This window comes from Mesorhizobium sp. M1D.F.Ca.ET.231.01.1.1, from assembly GCF_003999155.2.
Lineage (GTDB): Bacteria > Pseudomonadota > Alphaproteobacteria > Rhizobiales > Rhizobiaceae > Mesorhizobium.
On sequence record NZ_RZOZ02000007.1, the window covers coordinates 17,603 to 34,319 of the forward strand.

The 16,717-nt window shown below is 66.2% G+C and carries 14 protein-coding genes; 8 read left to right on the forward strand and 6 right to left on the reverse strand.

Annotated elements, in window-relative coordinates; translation table 11 throughout:
- The first annotated feature begins 103 nt into the window (after window positions 1-103).
- Window positions 104-1,843, forward strand: a complete 1,740-nt coding sequence (ggt, locus tag EN874_RS19080; RefSeq protein ID WP_127426728.1) for a gamma-glutamyltransferase — start codon at window positions 104-106, stop codon at window positions 1,841-1,843.
- Between the two features lie 190 nt (window positions 1,844-2,033).
- On the opposite strand, the gene EN874_RS19085 is transcribed toward ggt, so the two are convergent.
- From EN874_RS19085 to EN874_RS19095, 3 genes are all read right to left on the reverse strand, one after another.
- The gene (locus EN874_RS19085) at window positions 2,034-2,381 is read right to left on the reverse strand and encodes a hypothetical protein (RefSeq protein ID WP_168247663.1); all 348 of its coding nucleotides are present in this window, start codon (window positions 2,379-2,381) and stop codon (window positions 2,034-2,036) included.
- Between the two features lie 158 nt (window positions 2,382-2,539).
- Window positions 2,540-3,889, reverse strand: a complete 1,350-nt coding sequence (locus EN874_RS19090; protein WP_127426727.1) for a sigma-54 dependent transcriptional regulator — start codon at window positions 3,887-3,889, stop codon at window positions 2,540-2,542.
- Window positions 3,886-5,751: a sensor histidine kinase gene (locus EN874_RS19095; RefSeq protein ID WP_127426726.1), complete on the reverse strand. Its 1,866-nt coding sequence runs from the start codon at window positions 5,749-5,751 to the stop codon at window positions 3,886-3,888. Before EN874_RS19095 ends, EN874_RS19090 begins: the two co-directional genes overlap by 4 nt.
- Before the next feature lie 234 nt (window positions 5,752-5,985).
- On the opposite strand from EN874_RS19095, the gene EN874_RS19100 reads away from it, so the two are divergent.
- Both EN874_RS19100 and EN874_RS19105 read left to right on the forward strand, forming a co-directional pair.
- Window positions 5,986-7,323: a dicarboxylate/amino acid:cation symporter gene (locus EN874_RS19100; protein ID WP_126085909.1), complete on the forward strand. Its 1,338-nt coding sequence runs from the start codon at window positions 5,986-5,988 to the stop codon at window positions 7,321-7,323.
- 177 nt (window positions 7,324-7,500) lie between these two features.
- Window positions 7,501-8,082: a histidine phosphatase family protein gene (locus EN874_RS19105; RefSeq protein ID WP_127426725.1), complete on the forward strand. Its 582-nt coding sequence runs from the start codon at window positions 7,501-7,503 to the stop codon at window positions 8,080-8,082.
- Between the two features lie 16 nt (window positions 8,083-8,098).
- On the opposite strand, the gene EN874_RS19110 is transcribed toward EN874_RS19105, so the two are convergent.
- The 3 genes from EN874_RS19110 to EN874_RS19120 all read right to left on the reverse strand — a co-directional run bounded on the left by EN874_RS19110 (window position 8,099) and on the right by EN874_RS19120 (window position 10,166).
- The gene (locus EN874_RS19110; protein WP_127426724.1) at window positions 8,099-8,860 is read right to left on the reverse strand and encodes a pseudouridine synthase; all 762 of its coding nucleotides are present in this window, start codon (window positions 8,858-8,860) and stop codon (window positions 8,099-8,101) included.
- A gap of 271 nt (window positions 8,861-9,131) precedes the next feature.
- Window positions 9,132-9,617: a hypothetical protein gene (locus EN874_RS19115; protein WP_245513750.1), complete on the reverse strand. Its 486-nt coding sequence runs from the start codon at window positions 9,615-9,617 to the stop codon at window positions 9,132-9,134.
- A gap of 108 nt (window positions 9,618-9,725) precedes the next feature.
- Window positions 9,726-10,166 carry a hypothetical protein gene (locus tag EN874_RS19120; RefSeq protein WP_126085906.1) on the reverse strand — a complete coding sequence of 147 codons (441 nt, stop codon included), beginning with the start codon at window positions 10,164-10,166 and terminating at the stop codon, window positions 9,726-9,728.
- Between the two features lie 138 nt (window positions 10,167-10,304).
- Here EN874_RS19120 and EN874_RS19125 point away from each other — a divergent pair, with 138 nt between their 5' ends.
- From EN874_RS19125 to EN874_RS19145, 5 genes are all read left to right on the forward strand, one after another.
- Window positions 10,305-11,468, forward strand: coding sequence for a helix-turn-helix transcriptional regulator (locus tag EN874_RS19125; RefSeq protein WP_245513752.1), 1,164 nt, complete (start codon window positions 10,305-10,307; stop codon window positions 11,466-11,468).
- A gap of 282 nt (window positions 11,469-11,750) precedes the next feature.
- The gene (locus EN874_RS19130; RefSeq protein WP_127426722.1) at window positions 11,751-13,004 is read left to right on the forward strand and encodes a sarcosine oxidase subunit beta family protein; all 1,254 of its coding nucleotides are present in this window, start codon (window positions 11,751-11,753) and stop codon (window positions 13,002-13,004) included.
- 14 nt (window positions 13,005-13,018) lie between these two features.
- Window positions 13,019-13,285 carry a sarcosine oxidase subunit delta gene (locus EN874_RS19135; protein ID WP_127426721.1) on the forward strand — a complete coding sequence of 89 codons (267 nt, stop codon included), beginning with the start codon at window positions 13,019-13,021 and terminating at the stop codon, window positions 13,283-13,285.
- Window positions 13,282-16,164, forward strand: a complete 2,883-nt coding sequence (locus EN874_RS19140) for a sarcosine oxidase subunit alpha family protein (protein WP_127426720.1) — start codon at window positions 13,282-13,284, stop codon at window positions 16,162-16,164. Before EN874_RS19135 ends, EN874_RS19140 begins: the two co-directional genes overlap by 4 nt.
- A complete protein-coding gene (locus EN874_RS19145) occupies window positions 16,157-16,681 on the forward strand; it encodes a hypothetical protein (protein ID WP_127426719.1) in 525 nt (174 codons plus the stop codon). The genes EN874_RS19140 and EN874_RS19145 overlap by 8 nt, the downstream gene beginning before the upstream one ends.
- The last annotated feature ends 36 nt before the right edge of the window (window positions 16,682-16,717 follow it).

Sequence of the window (16,717 nt, forward strand, 5' to 3'; positions counted from 1 at the left end):
TGCAGGGCGGTCTCTCTTGCCTCGTCCGAAGCGTCATTATTGGCTGGACGTACCAACCTCAAAGGCCTTTCCTAGGCGTCCCCCACGCCCAGGAGTCCCCGCCATGCATCTCACCCGCCGGACGCTGATCGCCGTCAGTCTTTCGCTCACGCTCGCCTTCTTGCCATCGGCAGCCGTCTTCGCTGCCTCGCCAGCGCCCGCCAAGGGCGAGCATGGCATGGTGGTGACCGCCCAGCATCTCGCGACGGAGGTCGGCGTCGAGGTGCTGAAGAAGGGCGGCAACGCCGTCGATGCGGCTGTCGCCGTCGGTTATGCGCTCGCCGTCGTCTACCCCAACGCCGGCAATATCGGCGGCGGCGGCTTCATGACCATCCGCTTGAAGGACGGCCGCTCGACCTTCATCGATTTCCGCGAGCGCGCGCCGCTTGCGGCAACCAAGACCATGTATCTCGACAAGGACGGCAAGCCGATCAAGGGCGCCAGCCTCGACGGCTATCTGGCAGTCGGCGTGCCGGGCTCGGTGGCCGGCTTCGAGATGGCGCGCGAGAAATACGGCACCTTGTCCAGGCAGGATCTGATGGCCCCGGCCGTCGCCTACGCCAAGGACGGCTTCGTCCTCAACCAGGGCGACGCCGCTTCCTTTGCCGGCGGCGCGGCGCGGCTGGCGAAGGATCCGGCCGCGGCCGCCATCTTCCTCAAGCCCGACGGCAAGTCGTACGGGATTGGCGAGCGGCTCGTCCAGCCGGACCTCGCCGCCTCGCTTGCGGCGATCTCGGAAAAAGGCCCGGACGCCTTCTACAAAGGCGCCATTGCCGACGCCATCGTCAAGGCAAGCGGCGCCAAGGCCGGCATCCTCGCCAAGGGTGATTTCGAGCAGTACGCGGTGCGCGAGCTGAAGCCGGTGACCTGCTCCTATCGCGGCTACGAGATCATCTCCTCGCCGCCGCCGAGCTCGGGCGGCGTCATCATCTGCGAGATCCTGAACGTGCTCGAGGGCTATCCGCTGTCCTATCTCGGCGCCGGCTCGGCCGAGACGGTCCATGTCATGATCGAGGCCATGCGTCATGCCTATGTCGACCGCAACTCGGCGCTGGGCGATCCGGATTTCGTCGACAATCCGGTCTCGAAGCTTCTCGACAAGGGCTACGCCAAGGACATCCGCGACAAGGTCGATCCGTTCCGTGCCGGCGTCTCGAAAGACCTGATGCCGAAAGGTTTCGGCGAGTCGAAGGAGACAACGCACTATTCGATCATCGACAAGGACGGCAACGCGGTCGCCGTCACCTATACGTTGAACGGCTCCTTCGGCGCCGGCGTCGTCGCCGACGGCACCGGCATCCTGCTCAACAACGAGATGGACGATTTCACCCAGAAGCCCGGCGTGCCCAACCTCTACGGGCTGGTCCAGGGCGAGGCCAATGCCATCCAGCCGAAGAAGACGCCTTTATCCTCGATGAGCCCGACCGTGGTCACCAAGGACGGCAAGCCGTTCATGGTCATCGGCAGCCCGGGCGGCTCGCGCATCATCACCATCACTCTGGAGGCGATCGTCAACGTCGTCGACCACGGCATGAACATCCAGGAGGCGATCGACGCGCCGCGCATCCACCATCAGTGGCTGCCCGATACCGTCTATGTCGAACCGTTCGGGCTTTCGCCCGACACCGAAAGGCTGCTCGCCGGCATGGGCTATCACCTCGATCTCAGCGACCAGACCTGGGGCCAGGCGGCCGGCATACTGGTCGGCGGCAAGAGCCTTGCGGAGATCGAGAAAGGCGGCGGCGCACGCTACAACGGCGCCATCGACAGCCGCGCCGCTTCCGGCGAGGCGCTGGGCTACTAAAGCAATTCCAGGAAAGGTGTGCGCGGCTTTCCGTCGGGAATTGCATAAAAACAAATACTTAGGGCGGTTCGGCGATTCTATGAATCGCTGAACCGCTCTCAAGCAATTCCAGGAAAGGTGTGCGCGGCTTTCCGTCCGGAAAAAGGGCGGACCGGTTTCTGGAAAAGATCGTGCTCAGGCTCAGATGAAATTACGCGACCAGCGTGATGGTCGAGGCGATGAGCAGCACGGCTGCGATGCCGACGAACAGCGCATAGATGCGCGGCCGGTCGAGCAGCAGCGCATTGCCGGAAATCCAGGCGGCGGTGGCGCCGCCGAGCGCGAATAGGAAGCCGTTGCGGTGACCGAAAGCCATCGACGCGGCCATCAGGCCGCCGATGATCAGCGCGCCGAACACGATGATGACGGCGACGGCGTATTTCTCGAAATCGTTGCCGCTGCCCATCGCCGGCCCCATGGCGTTGAGATTCGGCAGGTCGTCCGGATCGAAGGGGCTGGCCGAGCCGTATTCGTCTTGACCGAGGGATTCGCGCATCATTCGTTCTCCGCTGAGCGGCAACAAACCATCAACGCTTGCCAAGTGCAACCGGCAACGCCATCGCGCTCATGCGTTCGCCGCACGGCTGGTGCCGACGTGCCACGGTTTCCTGGACAGGCTCAACGGTCTGGGGTTGGATCGGGTTCCACAAGCTTGATCTACCTGGAAAAATCGCTGCGCACGATGCCGTGCCGCTGCAGCTTGTCGTAGAAGGTCTTGCGCGGGATGCCGAGCGCCTCGATCGTGCGCCGGACGTCGCCGTCGTTGCGGCCAAGTGTCTCGCGGATGATCTCGGCCTCGTAGCGCTCGAGCCGTTCCGGCAGGGGCAGGGCGGCGTCCGAATCGGCCGGCTGAGGCGAAGGGCTGCCGCCGGTCTCCTCCAATCCGAGGACGAAGCGCTCGGCGAAATGCGCGAGCTCGCGGACATTGCCGGGCCAGTCATGCTCTCTGAGATGTCGCTGGACCGCGAACGGAACCGCGGGCACAGGGCGGTGGAAGCGGGCCGCGGCGCGCTCTGCGAAATAACCGAACAGCAGCGGCACGTCGTCCCGGCGCTCGCGCAGCGGCGGGATCGAAAGCGTCACCACGTTGAGCCGATAGTAGAGGTCCTCGCGGAAGGCGCCGCGCTGGCTCGCGTCGCCGAGATCGACCTTGGCGGCGGCAACGACGCGCAGGTCGACCGGCCGGACCTCGTTGGTGCCAAGCGGCGTCACCTCGCGCATTTCCAGCACCCGCAGCATCTGCACCTGCGTCGAGGCAGGCATGCTTTCGATCTCGTCGAGGAACAGCGTGCCGCCGCTCGAATGCTCGATGCGGCCGACGCGCTTCTTCTGCGCGCCGGTGAAGGCGCCGGCCTCATGGCCGAACAACTCGCTCTCGATCACGGTCTCCGGCAGCGTGCCGCAATTGAGCGCCACGAAATTGCCCTGGGCGCGGCGGCTCCAGCGGTGCAGCAGGCTCGCCACCACTTCCTTGCCGGAGCCGGTCTCGCCTGTCACCAGCACGTCGACATCGGTGTCGGCGATCTGTCTGAGCGTGCGGCGCAGCCGCTCCATCGCCGGCGTCTGGCCGATCAGCGGCAAACCCTCCTGCGCCTGCTCGGCCGCTTCGCGCAGGGCGCGGTTCTCCATCACCAGCCGGCGCTTCTCCGCCGCGCGCCATACACTTTGCGCCAGCCGGTCGGCGGCGAAAGGCTTGGTGATGAAATCATAGGCGCCATCCTTGATCGCCTTGACCGCCATGGCGATGTCGCCGTGCCCGGTGACGAGGATGACGGGGATGTCCGGGTCGAGATCGACCACGCGGTCGAAGAGCTGCAGGCCATCCATTTCGGGCATGCGGATGTCCGACACCACCACGCCGGCGAAGCCGGCATCGAGGCCCGCAAGTGCCTCGCTTGCCGAGGCATAGGCGGACACGGCAAAACCGGCGAGCTCCAGCGTCTGTTTCGTCGCCTTGAGCAGGTCGCCGTCGTCATCGATCAGGATGACCGGATTGCCGTTGGTCATGTCGGGTCGGCCTTCGAGAGATGGATGGTGAAGCGGGTGCCGCTCTCGCTGCTCGCCACCTCGATGCGTCCGCCATAGTCGGCGACGATATCCTTCGAGATGACGAGGCCAAGCCCGAGCCCCCTTTCCTTCGAGGTGTTGAACGGGGTGAACAGCGATTTCAGGATCGCCGGCGGAATGCCCGGTCCGTTGTCGGACACGATCAGCGCAACGCCGTCGGCGGTTTCCGCGGCGGATACCTCGACCCGCGCGTCGTCGCGGCCTTCCAGCGCTTCCAGCGCGTTCTGGAACAGGTTGATCAGCACCTGTTCCAGCCGCAGCCGGCTGCCCATTACTTTCAGCGCCGGCGGCGGCAGCGTGATCGCCAGCGCCTCCAGCCGGCCAGCGAAGCGGCTTCTGAGCAATACGACCGCGCCTTCGATGACGCCGCGCAATTCGACCGGCTCGGCCGCGGTGCGGCCCTTGCGGGCGAAGGCTTTCAGCTCTTCGGTGATCGAGCCGATGCGCTCCGTCAGCGCGGCAATGGCGCCGAGGTTTTCCTCGGCCGGCGCCGTCTGCTTGCGCTCCAGGAAGACGCGCGCGTTGTCGGCATAGGCGCGGATGGTCGCCACCGGCTGGTTGATCTCATGCGCGACGCCGGCGGCGACCTGACCGAGGGTCGCAAGGCGGTTCGCCTGCACCAGCTCCTGCTGCATGACCTGCAGCTTCGCCTCGGTGCTGCGATGGTCGGCGATCTCGGCCTGCAGCCGGTCGCGTGCGAGGCTGAGGTCCCGCGTGCGCTCGACAACACGGCGCTCGAGCTCGGCGCGCGCCGCCTGCTCGGCGGCGATGCGCATCTGGGCGGACTGCCTGCGCCACAACAGATAGGCGGCTAGGGCGAGTAGCGGAACGAGGACGCCGAGCGCCAGGAGCCGCATCTCGCGCTGCGCCGAGGCGATCGGCGCTTCCGCGGGGACGAGATAGTCGAGCCGCCAAGGCGTCGAAGGCACGGCCGTGGACAGCCGCAGATATTCCGCGTCGCTGCCGCCCGGCGTGATGGCGTGGACAAGCGCGACATCGGCACTGAGCGCTTGTGGCTTGGTGATCGGCAAGGGCACCAGCGGCGCTTCGGCGAACTGCTGGCTGGCGCGGATGCCGGCCAGCACCGGGGCGGCCAGCGGCGCCGTTGTCATGAAGCGCCAGGAGGGCACGCTGGTGATCAGCACCACGCCGTGCTCGTCGCTGACATAGGCCGGACGGTTCGCCTCGTGCCAGTCGGCCTCGAGCTGGTCGAATTCCATCTTGACGACGACGACGCCGAGGGGTGCGGAAGCGCCGTCGACGCGGCGCGAAATGTAGAGGCCCGGACGCTTGCTGACATTGCCGAGCGCGAAATATTCGGCGGTGCCCGCTTGCATCGCTCCGGAAAAATAGGCGCGAAAACTGTAGTCGCTGCCGACGAAGCTCACCGGCTCGCGCCAGTTGCTCGAAGCGATCGCCAAGCCGTCGGTGCCGGTGACGTAAAGCACCGAGGCCTTGGTGCCGGAAACCAGCCCTTCGAGCTTGCGGTTGAGCACGTCGATGGAGGCGGGGCTGTGCTCGGTCAGCGCGTCACGCACCTGCTGGTCTTCGGACAGGAGCAGCGGCAGTGCGCGCGGATTCTCCAGCACCGCGCGCAGCAGCGCGACCTTGAGATTGGCATCCGTGCGCCCTTGCGCCGCCAGCGCCTCGACCTCGGTCGAGCGGCCGTAGAGCCCGGCGCCGTAGAGCGCTGCAGCGACAATCGCGAGCGCCACTGCCGCAAACAGGAGCCAGGCGCGCCGCGCCCGCCCGGCAAGCAACTCGGGCGTCGGGGATAAGGCAGCGGCAGGGCGTTGCAGCATGCCGCATTTGTGCATGATTTCGCACAAAGCACAATTCGACCTATGCGGGTCGCCGCACGGCGGGCGCGAAAAATACCGATCGCCAGGCCAAAAAAATCAGCAGAATCAATAATTGGAGCGTCGAAACGGAATCTGGCACGTCGGTTGCAGATGAATCCGCAGCAGCCGCGAGGCTGTGGAGGTCAACCGCCCCGGGAGGTCGAGTTTCTCGATCGGGGCTGAATGGAGGATACGATGCAGACGGCAATCGCCGCCGCGGAACCGCGCGGCAAAATACCCTTTTACCGGCATCTCTACGTGCAGGTCCTGGCGGCCATCGCGGCCGGCATCCTGCTCGGCCATTTCTATCCCGACATCGGCGCCTCGTTGAAGCCGCTTGGCGACGCCTTCATCAAGCTGGTCAAGATGGTGATCGCGCCGGTGATCTTCCTCACCGTCGCGACCGGCATCGCCGGCGTCTCCGACCTGCATAAGGTCGGCCGCGTCGCCGGCAAGGCGATGATCTATTTCCTCGTCTTCTCGACGCTGGCGCTCGTCGTCGGCCTCGTCGTCTCCAACGTGGTCCAGCCCGGCGCCGGCATGCACATCAATCCGGCGACGCTCGACGCCTCGAAGATCTCGACCTTCACCGAGAAGGCGCACGACACGACCATCGTCGGCTTCCTGATGAACATCATCCCCGACACCATCACCGGCGCCTTCGCGCAGGGCGATATCCTGCAGGTGCTGTTCTTCTCGGTGCTGTTCGGCGTGGCGCTGGCGCTGGTCGGCGAACGCGGCCGCCCGGTCGTCGATTTCCTGCAGGCGCTGACCGCGCCGATCTTCCGCCTTGTCGCCATCCTGATGAAGGCGGCTCCGATCGGCGCTTTCGGCGCCATGGCCTTCACCGTCGGCAAATACGGCATCGGCACGATCGCCAACCTCGCCTTCCTCATCGGCACCTTCTACCTGACGTCGCTGCTTTTTGTGCTGGTCGTGCTGGGCGCGGTCGCATGGTACAACGGCTTCTCCATCCTGGCGCTGATCCGCTACATCAAGGAAGAGCTGCTGCTGGTGCTCGGCACCTCGTCGTCGGAGGCTGCGCTTCCGGGCCTTATGGCCAAGATGGAACGCGCCGGCTGCAACCGCTCGGTGGTCGGCCTGGTCATCCCGACCGGCTATTCCTTCAATCTCGACGGCACCAACATCTACATGACGCTGGCTGCGCTCTTCATCGCCCAGGCCACCGACACGCCGCTCACCTTCGGCGACCAGATCCTGCTTTTGCTCGTCGCCATGCTGAGCTCCAAGGGTGCGGCCGGCATCACCGGCGCCGGCTTCATCACGTTGGCCGCCACGCTCTCGGTCGTGCCTTCGGTGCCGGTCGCCGGCATGGCGCTGATCCTCGGCGTCGACCGCTTCATGTCGGAATGCCGCGCGCTCACCAACTTCGTCGGCAACGCGGTTGCGACCATCGTCGTGGCGCGCTGGGAAGGCGAGCTCGACCAGAAGCAGTTCGCCGCCGCCATGGCCGGCCAGCTGCCGGAAGAGGCAGACCTGGCGCTGTCGGGCGGTCTCCAGCCCGCGGAGTGATCAAAACAATTCCGCGAAACCGCCCAGCGGTTTTGGTCCGGAATTGCGCGACAAAAAGAAGGCATCCTCCCAAGCTATGCAGGCCACGGCTAAGCCGTGGCCTGTTCTTTTTGTCGGCCGCCGCATAGGCTGCGCGCGCCGGATTCCCGGCCGAGCAGTCAACCGTGAGGGCGGTCCATGAGCAGCGCGTTTCCCGAAATCTACCTCGTCCGCCATGGCGAGACGCAATGGAGCGCGTCCGGCAAGCATACCGGCCGCACCGACATTCCGCTGACCGCGAAAGGCGAGGAGGCCGCGCGCGGCGTGGCGGAGCGCCTCAAGGGCCTGACCTTCGAGGCCGTCTGGTCGAGCCCGTCGCAACGCGCCTTCGACACCTGCCGGCTTGCCGGCTTCGGCGAGCGCGTGGTGAAGAAAGCCGACCTGCAGGAATGGGACTACGGCGCCTATGAAGGCGTGACGACGAAGGAGATCGTCGCCGGACGTCCCGGCTGGAACGTGTTTCGCGACGGCTGCCCGGGCGGCGAGCAGGCTGTCGATGTCGGCGCCAGGGCCGATGCCATCATCGCCGGACTCCGCGCCGTCGCCGGCAATGTGCTGATCTTTTCCAGCGCGCATTTCCTGCGCGTGCTTGCCGCGCGCTGGGTCACCCTTCCTCCCGAGGGCGGCGCGCATTTCGTGCTCGATACCGCAAGCCTCAGCGTCCTCGGCTACGAGCACGACCTGACCGAGCCGGTCGTTCGCCGCTGGAACCAACGGTAATTCCACACCGAGGTCACTAGGCAAGGTTCGCCAATTCCTCGGCGGTCAGATGCCGCGCCTTGCCCTTCGCCAGATCGCCGAGCTGCAAGCGCCCGATCGCGACGCGGACCAGTCTCAGCACCTCGATGTCGAAGGCGCCGAGCAGGCGGCGGATCTGGCGGTTGCGGCCCTCGTCGAGCACGATCTCCAGCCACGCCGTGCGCCCGCCGCTGCGCAAGAGCTCGATCGAGCTTGCGGTCAGCAGTTCGCCATCGACGACAGCTCCCTGGCGGAACCGCCCCAGCATCGCCTCCTCAGGGGCGGAAGCGATCTGCACATGGTAGGTCTTGGCGACATGCGAGGCCGGGTCGAGCAGCGCGTTCGCCCAGCGCGTGTCGTTGGTCATCAAAAGCAGGCCTTCGCTCGCCTTGTCGAGGCGGCCGATCGGCGACACGAAAGGCAGCTCGAGATCGGCAAGGCAGTCATAGACGGTGCCTCGCCCTTCAGGATCGTCGCGCGTGGTGACCAGCCCGCGCGGCTTGTTGACCATCAGGTAGATTTTCCGTTCCGCGGCGACCTGCGCGCCATCGACTGTGATGCGATCGCGGTCGGGATCGACACGCAGCGACGGGTCGCGCGCTACCTTGCCGGCAACGCGCACGCGCCCCTCGGCGATCATCAGTTCGGCCTGCTTGCGAGAGCAGAATCCAAGCTTCGACAGCGCCCGGGTGAGACTGACTTTCCCCGCGAGCGGTCGTCGCGGCGGTTCGGGGAGCTGTCGTGCGGGCTTGCGTGTCATCGGCCGACAGATGCCATGCGGCGCGGCGCGTGCGCAACCTGACAGCTTCACACCCGGAGCGTTCAGCTTTCGCAGAATCGCTGATCGCTTTTCCTGGAATTGCTCTAGTTGGCCGGGAATCGAGAAGGATTTCGAAAATTGGCATGCTGGAGCAGTAGCGGGATCGTGACGCGCAATCATGATCTTGCTGGCTTCGCGCCAGAACCTTCCGCGCGCCACGCAGGCGTTTCGGTGACGTTGAAGCGAGCAGGGCAGTCGACGCGTTGCGGCGTCATGGTTCCGGCGGAGCGCTCAGCCGCCGGTAGGGAATGCCGTCGAAGGTTGCCGCCACGAAGCTCTCGACCGACATCTTGCGCTTGCGGCCGTCGCTGCAGGCATAGACCGGCCAGCCGGCCTCGCTGCATTCGCTGGCCGCACAAATGCGGGCAAGGCAGTTGCCGACGGTCAGGCGGAAGCCGCCCTTGCCGGCGAAGCCTTGCAGCAGGCTGCCATCGGCGGAGCGCCATGTCCGCTGGCGAAATTCCGGCCGCAAAGTCAGGGGTTCGAGAGGAGCGGCGAGGTTGCCCGTGCCGGTGCGCGCCATGAGCTGAAGACGGTAGCGGGCCATCCCGGTTGTATAGGCGGTCACAAGGTCGGATTCACCCAAGTAGGCTGCCGCAAGACCGGAATTGTCGATGAGATGAACCAGCCGCTCGCCTGCGTCTGTCGGCCCCATCAGGGCAACAAGGGCGACGAAGGCCAAACAAGCGCGCACCATTTCGATTTCCAGCAGCCATCAACCTCCGGCGTGCCAGCGCCCCCGGCTGCCTTCCATACCATCCCGCCAATTCGTGTGCGGTGCAAGCCGCCGCGGGAATAACCGGTCTCAGCCATTGGGCGCTGGCGGCAGCTCGAACAGGGTAGCGCCGCTCAGCCGCCCTTGGTCGACATAGCCGATGACCCGGAACCATTTTGCGACGTCCGGTCCATGGAGCCAGCTGCGCGAGTGTACGGGCAGGTTGCCGGCGAGTGCCTGGATATGGCGGATGTGACGCCTGCAGAAGCGAACGGTTGCCGCTCTGAAGAAATCCTCCTGTGCCGCAAAAAACGTGTCGGCCGCGTCGCCGTGCTCATGCCAGGCGACAATGGCGACGGCCTTGTCGTCCTCGACCAGCGCATGCGCCCGGCCTTCCTTCAGGTTCATCATCAGATTGTCGTAGGCGGCTTTGCTGTCCTTGCCGGCCGCCAGGTACTCGTCCGACATTCGCTTGGACAGGCTGCGGAAAACATCCTCGAGGTCTCCGACCGTCGCTGCGCGTGCTCTCATTTCTCCTCCTGACAGCCCGGCAGGCAGTTTGCCCTATCGAAGGGGGATCACCAAGCAAATGAAATCCGCCATCGGCCCGATGCGCGCAAATGCATTTCATCGCCGAGGCCCAGTACCGCGCTCATGCGGCGCTCCGGCTTGAGATCGCGACGCCGGCGACAGATACTGGCCGCTGTCTGCACCTTCGCGCTCATATCGATCCCCACGGCAATCATGATCGACCTGATTGAACTCATCTACGAGGCTGCCTTCGTTCCAGAGCGGTGGAACCACGTGCTCCAGAAGGCGAGCGAGCTGTCGAACTCGGCCAGCGCGCAGGTTTTCTTCTTCAGCGATGACAGCCCGCCGCGCGGAACGACGCTGGACAATCTGCGGGCGTTGTTCGACGAGTTCGTCAAGGGCGATTTCTGGAAATTCTGCGACAGTGTCCAGAAGATGTGCAGTCTGCAGCCGGCAAGCTTCGTGCGCGTCGACGACTTCATGAGCCAGCAGGAGATCGAGCGGGACCCGGCCCGCATCATGCTGAGGCAATTCGGTATCGGCGCCCATCTGTGCACCGCCATTCCCATGCCGACCGGCGAGCTCGCGACATTCGTGTTCCAGAAGTGGATCAAAGATGGCGGTTACGAGCATGGCGAGGTCGATCGGCTCGATGGGCTGAGGCCTCATCTGGCCAGGGCCAGCCTGGTGGCCGGGCGATTGAGGGTCGAGCGCGCGGAAGCGACGGCCTCGGCGCTCAACCTGCTCGGCCTGCCGGCCGCCGTGCTTTCGTCGAACGGGCGGGTCGTGGCGACGAACCCGCACCTCGACCGGCTGGACGCGGCGTTCCTGCCTGTGGCCCATGGCGGACTGGCGATCGCCGACCGTGACGCCAACCGGCTGTTTCAGGAGGCCGTCACCGGTATGAGCCGGTCCGGAAATGCGGTCGGGTCCATCCCCGTGCCGAAGATCGGCGACGAGGCTCCCTTCGTCATCCACCTCCTGCCGCTGCGGCGCGCCGCGCACGACATCTTCGGCAACGCCGACATGCTGGTGATGGCGACGCCGGTCAAACCCAGCGCGCTTGTGCCGTCGGCGAGCCTTCTCAACGCCTTGTTCGACCTGACGCCGGCGGAAGCGCGGCTTGCAACCGATCTGGCGGCCGGCCTCACGCTGGCTCAGTCCGCGAGCCGGCACGGCGTCACCGTCAAGTCCGCCCGCACCTATCTCGAGCGCGTCTTCCAGAAAACCGGCACCCACCAGCAGAGCCAGCTCGTCGCCATGCTGAAGACGATGCAGCCGCTGGTGTCGCAGGCGCGGTGATCGGCAGCCGTCGAGCGCGTCTCGGCCCGTCATTCGTAGCGGCCGCAGGGGATTGCGGATTATGTCCGCACCTAATGGACACAGGTGTCCATTCAAGCTAAGTTCGCGCCGCGCGAACGTTGATGGGCCTTCGTCGATCCGCGGCGGGAACGGAATGGGTCATGGATTTTCGAGGGGGCCAGTCGATTGAGTCAGTTCGATATTGCGCCACCGATATGGGCGTCTCGACGTTCCTTCGCACCGTTGCAGGGATCGGTCGCGTGATGATGCGGGCTTGAGTTCATGACAAGACACTATTCCGCGCTTTCGCTCTTCAAGGAAGGCATCGCCGGCCAGACCGGCTGGGAAAAGGCCTGGCGCTCGCCCGATCCGAAGCCGCGCTATGACGCCATCATCGTCGGCGGCGGCGGCCACGGCCTCGCCACGGCCTACTATCTCGCCAAGAACCACGGCCTCGCCAAAGTGGCCTTGCTGGAGAAGGGCTGGATCGGCGGCGGCAACACCGGCCGCAACACCACCGTGGTGCGCTCCAACTACTTCTACCCCGAAAGCGCGGCGATCTACGGGCTGGCGCACAGCCTCTACAAGACGCTGTCGAGGGATTTGAACTACAATGTGATGTTTTCCGCGCGCGGCATCCTCACCCTCGCGCACAGCGAAGCGGCAATGGAAACCGCCGCGCGCTCCGTCAACGCAATCCAGATCAACGGCATCGACTGCGAATTGTTCTCGGTCGAGGACGTGCGCCGCGTCGTGCCGATCTACCATTTCAGCCCGGACGCCCGTTACCCGGTCTATGGCGGTACCTGGCAGCCGAGCGGCGGCACCGCCCGCCACGACGCCGTTGCCTGGGGCTACGCGCGCGCGGCAAGCCGTCTTGGCGTCGACATTATCCAGAACTGCGAGATTTCCGACTTCATCATCGAGAACGGGCGCTGCCGCGGCGTCGTCACCTCGCGCGGCGAAATCCGCGCCGAGCGTACCGGGATGGCGGTGGCCGGCCATTCGTCGGTGCTGGCGGCGAAGGCGGGGTTCCGGCTGCCGGTCAATTCCTACGCGCTGCAGGCCTGCGTGTCCGAGCCGGTCAAGCCGATCCTCGACACGGTGGTGATCTCGCCGGACACCGGCGTCTATGTCAGCCAGTCGGACAAGGGCGAACTGGTCATCGGCGGCGCGCTCGACCGCATCCCGTCCTACGGCCAGCGCGGTAACCTGCCGGTGCTGGAAGGCGTGATCGCCGGCATGCTCGACATGTACCCGATCTTCGGCCAGCTCAAGATGATGCGGCAATGGGCCGGCATCGTCGATGTCGTCCCGGACTCCTCGCCCATCATCGGTGAATCGCCGCTGCCCGGCCTCTTCCTCAATTGCGGCTGGGGCACCGGCGGCTTCAAGGCGATCCCGGCCGGCGGCACGCTGCTTGCCCATCTGCTTGCGACCGGCCAGCACCACGACATCAGCCGGCCTTTCGATCTCGACCGCTTCGACCGCGGCCGGCTGATCGACGAGGCCGCCGGCTCCGGCATTGCCCATTGAAGGTGTAGAAAAAGATGCAGCTCTTTCCCTGCCCATTCTGCGGGCCGCGCGAAGAAAGCGAATTTCACTATGGCGGCGAGGCCGGCAATCTGAGGCCCGACGGCGATGTCAGGGCCGAGCGCTGGGCCGGCTATCTCCACATGCGCGACAATCCGAAGGGGCCGACCCGCGAGATCTGGATGCACCTGACCTGTGGCGAGTTCTTCGCGATGAGCCGCGACAGCGTCAACCACGAGGTCTCGGGTTCCTCCATGCTCGGCGAAACGGAGCACGGCGCATGAGAGCGTTCCGTCTCGCCGATGGCGGCAGCGACATCGACCGCGCCGGCCCGCTGACCTTCACCTTCGACGGCAGGCGCGTCGAGGGTTTTGCCGGCGACACGATCGCCTCCGCGTTGCTGGCGAGCGGCCAGTCGGTCGTCGGCCGCAGTTTCAAATATCACCGGCCGCGCGGCATCTGGGGCTCCGGCGCAGAGGAGCCCAACGCGCTGGTCGATGTCGAGAGCGCCGACGGCCGCGTGCCGAATGCGCGGGCGACGACCGTGCCGGCGAGCGACGGCATCGTGGTGAGGAGCGTCAACGCGTCGCCGACGGCCATGGCCGACCGTAATGCGGTGCTCGACCGTTTTGCCCGCTTCCTGCCCGCTGCCTTCTACTACAAGACCTTCATGTGGCCGGACTGGCATCTGTTCGAGCCGCGCATCCGCGCCATGGCGGGACTTGGTGTCGTCGACCGCGATTGGAAGCCGCGCCGGGTCGCGGACCAGATCAACCATCACTGCGACGTTCTGGTGGTCGGCGCCGGACCGGCGGGCCTCGCCGCGGCCGCCGGCGCTGCGGCGGCCGGACACTCGGTGGTTCTCGTCGATGACCGGACGCATCCCGGCGGATCGCTGCGCCACCGCGCGGGCGAAATCGATGGTGTGGAGGGCACCGAATGGGCCAATGCGATCGTGGCCAAGCTGAAGAGCGGCGGCCATATCGTGCTCACGGAAACGACCGCCTTCGGCCTCTACGATCACAATCTGGTCGCGCTCAACCAGCGGCATCGCGACGGCCGGCCCGACACGCTGTGGCGCGTGCGCCCGCGCCGCATCGTGCTGGCAACGGGGGCGATCGAACGGCCGGTTCCGTTCGCCAACAACGATCTACCGGGCATACTCTCCGCCGACGCCGCACTTGCCTATCTGCGCCGGCATGGCGTGCTTGTCGGCCGGCAGATCGTGGTCGCGACCAACAACGACAGCGCCTACGAGCCGGCTTCGGCGCTCGCCGCGGACGGCGCCTCGGTAACGGTGGTCGATTGCCGGCGCGAGCGCCGCGCGCAGGCAAGGACCGGTGTTCGCGTCCTGGCGGGGCGTTTGGTGGCAGCCGCGCGCGGGCACGATGCCGTCCAGGGCGTCCTGCTCGATGACGGCACGCGTCTGGCGGCCGATTGCGTGCTCGTCTCCGGCGGCTGGACGCCCACCGTGCACCTGTTCTCGCAGGCAAAGGGCAAGCTTGCCTGGAGCGATCAACTGGCGGCCTTCGTTCCGGGGGCGGCTGTGGACGGCATCGGCGTGGCCGGCGCCATGGCCGGCACGGTGTCGCTTTCCGAGACCTTGGCCGGCGGCGTGGCGGCGCTCGATGCGTTCGGCTCCTCGTCTTCGCCGGCTCCCCGCGGCACGGGAGCGGAAGCAACGCTGGGTGTTGTCGGCTTGTGGCCGAAGCCCAAGGCCAAGGGCCGCGTCTGGATCGACTACCAGAGCGACGTCACCGCCAAGGACGTCGAGCTTGCAGCGCGGGAGAATTTCGTCTCCGTCGAGCACCTGAAGCGCTACACGACGCTCGGCATGGCGACCGACCAGGGCAAGACGTCGAACCTGAACGGTCTCGCGCTGCTGGCCGATGTCACCGGCCGCGCCATCTCCGAGGTCTGCACCACGACCTACCGGCCGCCATTCACGCCGGTGCCGTTTGCCAGCCTGGCGGGAGCGCGCCGCGGCAGCAAGCACGCTCCGGTTCGCCGCCTGCCGCTAGAAGCGCAGCATCGCTCCGCGGGTGGCGTGTTCCAGGAATATGGCGGCTGGCTGAGGCCGGCCTTCTACGGAAGCGGCGAAGCCGGAGCCGCGATCCAGGAGGAGGCGCGGCGCGCCCGGCAGTCCGTCGCGCTCTTCGACGGCTCGACGCTCGGCAAGATCGAGGTCATCGGCCCGCGCGCGGCCGAATTCGTCGACTTCATCTATTACAACACCATGTCGACCTTGAAGCCAGGCCATTGCCGCTACGGTTTCATGCTGTCGGAAAATGGCGTCGTCTTCGACGACGGCGTGCTGGTTCGACTGGACGAACACCGCTTCATCGTCTCCTGCTCGTCGTCGCATGTCGCCGCCGTCCATGCCCGGCTCGAAGAGTGGCGGCAGGATCGTTTCGGCCGCGATGCCATCTATATCCACAACGCCACCGCGCAATACGCCACCTTGACCGTTTCGGGTCCGAACGCGCGCCGGCTGATGGAGGCGCTCGATCTCGGTGCCGCGCTGGACGATGCCAGCCTGCCGCATATGGCGGTCGCGGCCGGCCGCTTTGCCGGCGACGAGGTGCGTATCGTCCGGGTCTCCTTCACCGGCGATCGAAGCTACGAAGTCTCCATCCGCGCCGATCGGGCCGAGGCGCTGTGGGCAAGGATGCGGCAGGAGGGTCGCGCGTTCGACGCTGTGTTGCTCGGGCTGGAATCCCTGATGATCCTGCGCGCCGAGAAGGGCTACATCGTTATCGGCAAGGACACCGACGGCAACATCATGCCGCATGACCTGGGCGTGGCGGGACCGCGCACCAAACGCAAAGGTGAGTTCGTCGGCCGGCGCTCGCTTTTCACCGAAGCGGCGAACCGAACCGATCGCAATCAGCTCGTCGGCCTTGCTGTCCGCGACGGCGAGGCGCCGCTGGCGACCGGCGCGCATGGCGTGGAGAAAAGCGGGGGCCGCCTCAGAAGCATCGGCTTCGTCACCTCCAGCTATCAAAGCCCGACCCTGGGGCGCCCGGTCGCCCTGGCGCTCATCGAACGCGGTGCCGCGCGACACGGGGAGACGATCGACGTTCAACATCTCGGCGTCGTGCGGCAGGCCACCATAGTGGCGCCCTGCGCCTTCGATCCGGAAGGGAGCCGCCTGCATGCGTAACCTTGCCGAAAAATGGCCGGCAGCGCCCGACTGGGCCACAACGACGCTGAACGAGGAGGGCGTCGGTGTGCGAACGCTGTGCGGGATGAGCCAGCTCCTGGTCAGCGGCAACCTGACGGCCTGGGCGAAAGCTTCGGGCCTCGCGGGCGAGGGCGTCGGAGCCGGCGCGGTTGCGAGCGGCGACAGCTACGTGGTGCGCATTGCGCGCGATCGCATCCTTGCCGTCGGCGAACGGCCATTCCCCATTGCGGCCGGCTGGCATGCGGCCGGCTTCGCGGTCTCGGTCATGGATGCCGGGTTGCACCTGTTCGAGCTCGAGGGGCCGGGCCTGGCCAGTCTCGTTGCCAGGGGCACGGCGTTCGATCCGGGCCAGGCAAGCCGCTCGGCCTCGGTGCTTTTTGCCGGCGTCAACGTCTTGTTCTACCGGTTCGGCAGCCCTGACCGGACCCGACTCCACGTCGATCGCGGTTTGGCGCCTTACCTCTGGGAATGGCTCAAAAACTCATCAGCATTGTAGTGGCACGGTTTCGCGTCTATCTAGCCGGCGTCTAAA

What these genes read in the sequence shown, in the direction of transcription:
- EN874_RS19115 (WP_245513750.1), bottom strand. Translation starts at nt 9,617, where the DNA reads ATGGTGCGCGCTTGTTTGGCCTTCGTCGCCCTTGTTGCCCTGATGGGG.
- EN874_RS19145 (WP_127426719.1), top strand. Translation starts at nt 16,157, where the DNA reads ATGCGTAACCTTGCCGAAAAATGGCCGGCAGCGCCCGACTGGGCCACA.
- EN874_RS19095 (WP_127426726.1), bottom strand. Translation starts at nt 5,751, where the DNA reads ATGCTGCAACGCCCTGCCGCTGCCTTATCCCCGACGCCCGAGTTGCTT.
- EN874_RS19110 (WP_127426724.1), bottom strand. Translation starts at nt 8,860, where the DNA reads ATGACACGCAAGCCCGCACGACAGCTCCCCGAACCGCCGCGACGACCG.
- EN874_RS19135 (WP_127426721.1), top strand. Translation starts at nt 13,019, where the DNA reads ATGCAGCTCTTTCCCTGCCCATTCTGCGGGCCGCGCGAAGAAAGCGAA.
- EN874_RS19105 (WP_127426725.1), top strand. Translation starts at nt 7,501, where the DNA reads ATGAGCAGCGCGTTTCCCGAAATCTACCTCGTCCGCCATGGCGAGACG.
- EN874_RS19100 (WP_126085909.1), top strand. Translation starts at nt 5,986, where the DNA reads ATGCAGACGGCAATCGCCGCCGCGGAACCGCGCGGCAAAATACCCTTT.
- ggt (WP_127426728.1), top strand. Translation starts at nt 104, where the DNA reads ATGCATCTCACCCGCCGGACGCTGATCGCCGTCAGTCTTTCGCTCACG.
- EN874_RS19130 (WP_127426722.1), top strand. Translation starts at nt 11,751, where the DNA reads ATGACAAGACACTATTCCGCGCTTTCGCTCTTCAAGGAAGGCATCGCC.
- EN874_RS19085 (WP_168247663.1), bottom strand. Translation starts at nt 2,381, where the DNA reads ATGATGCGCGAATCCCTCGGTCAAGACGAATACGGCTCGGCCAGCCCC.
- EN874_RS19140 (WP_127426720.1), top strand. Translation starts at nt 13,282, where the DNA reads ATGAGAGCGTTCCGTCTCGCCGATGGCGGCAGCGACATCGACCGCGCC.
- EN874_RS19120 (WP_126085906.1), bottom strand. Translation starts at nt 10,166, where the DNA reads ATGAGAGCACGCGCAGCGACGGTCGGAGACCTCGAGGATGTTTTCCGC.
- EN874_RS19090 (WP_127426727.1), bottom strand. Translation starts at nt 3,889, where the DNA reads ATGACCAACGGCAATCCGGTCATCCTGATCGATGACGACGGCGACCTG.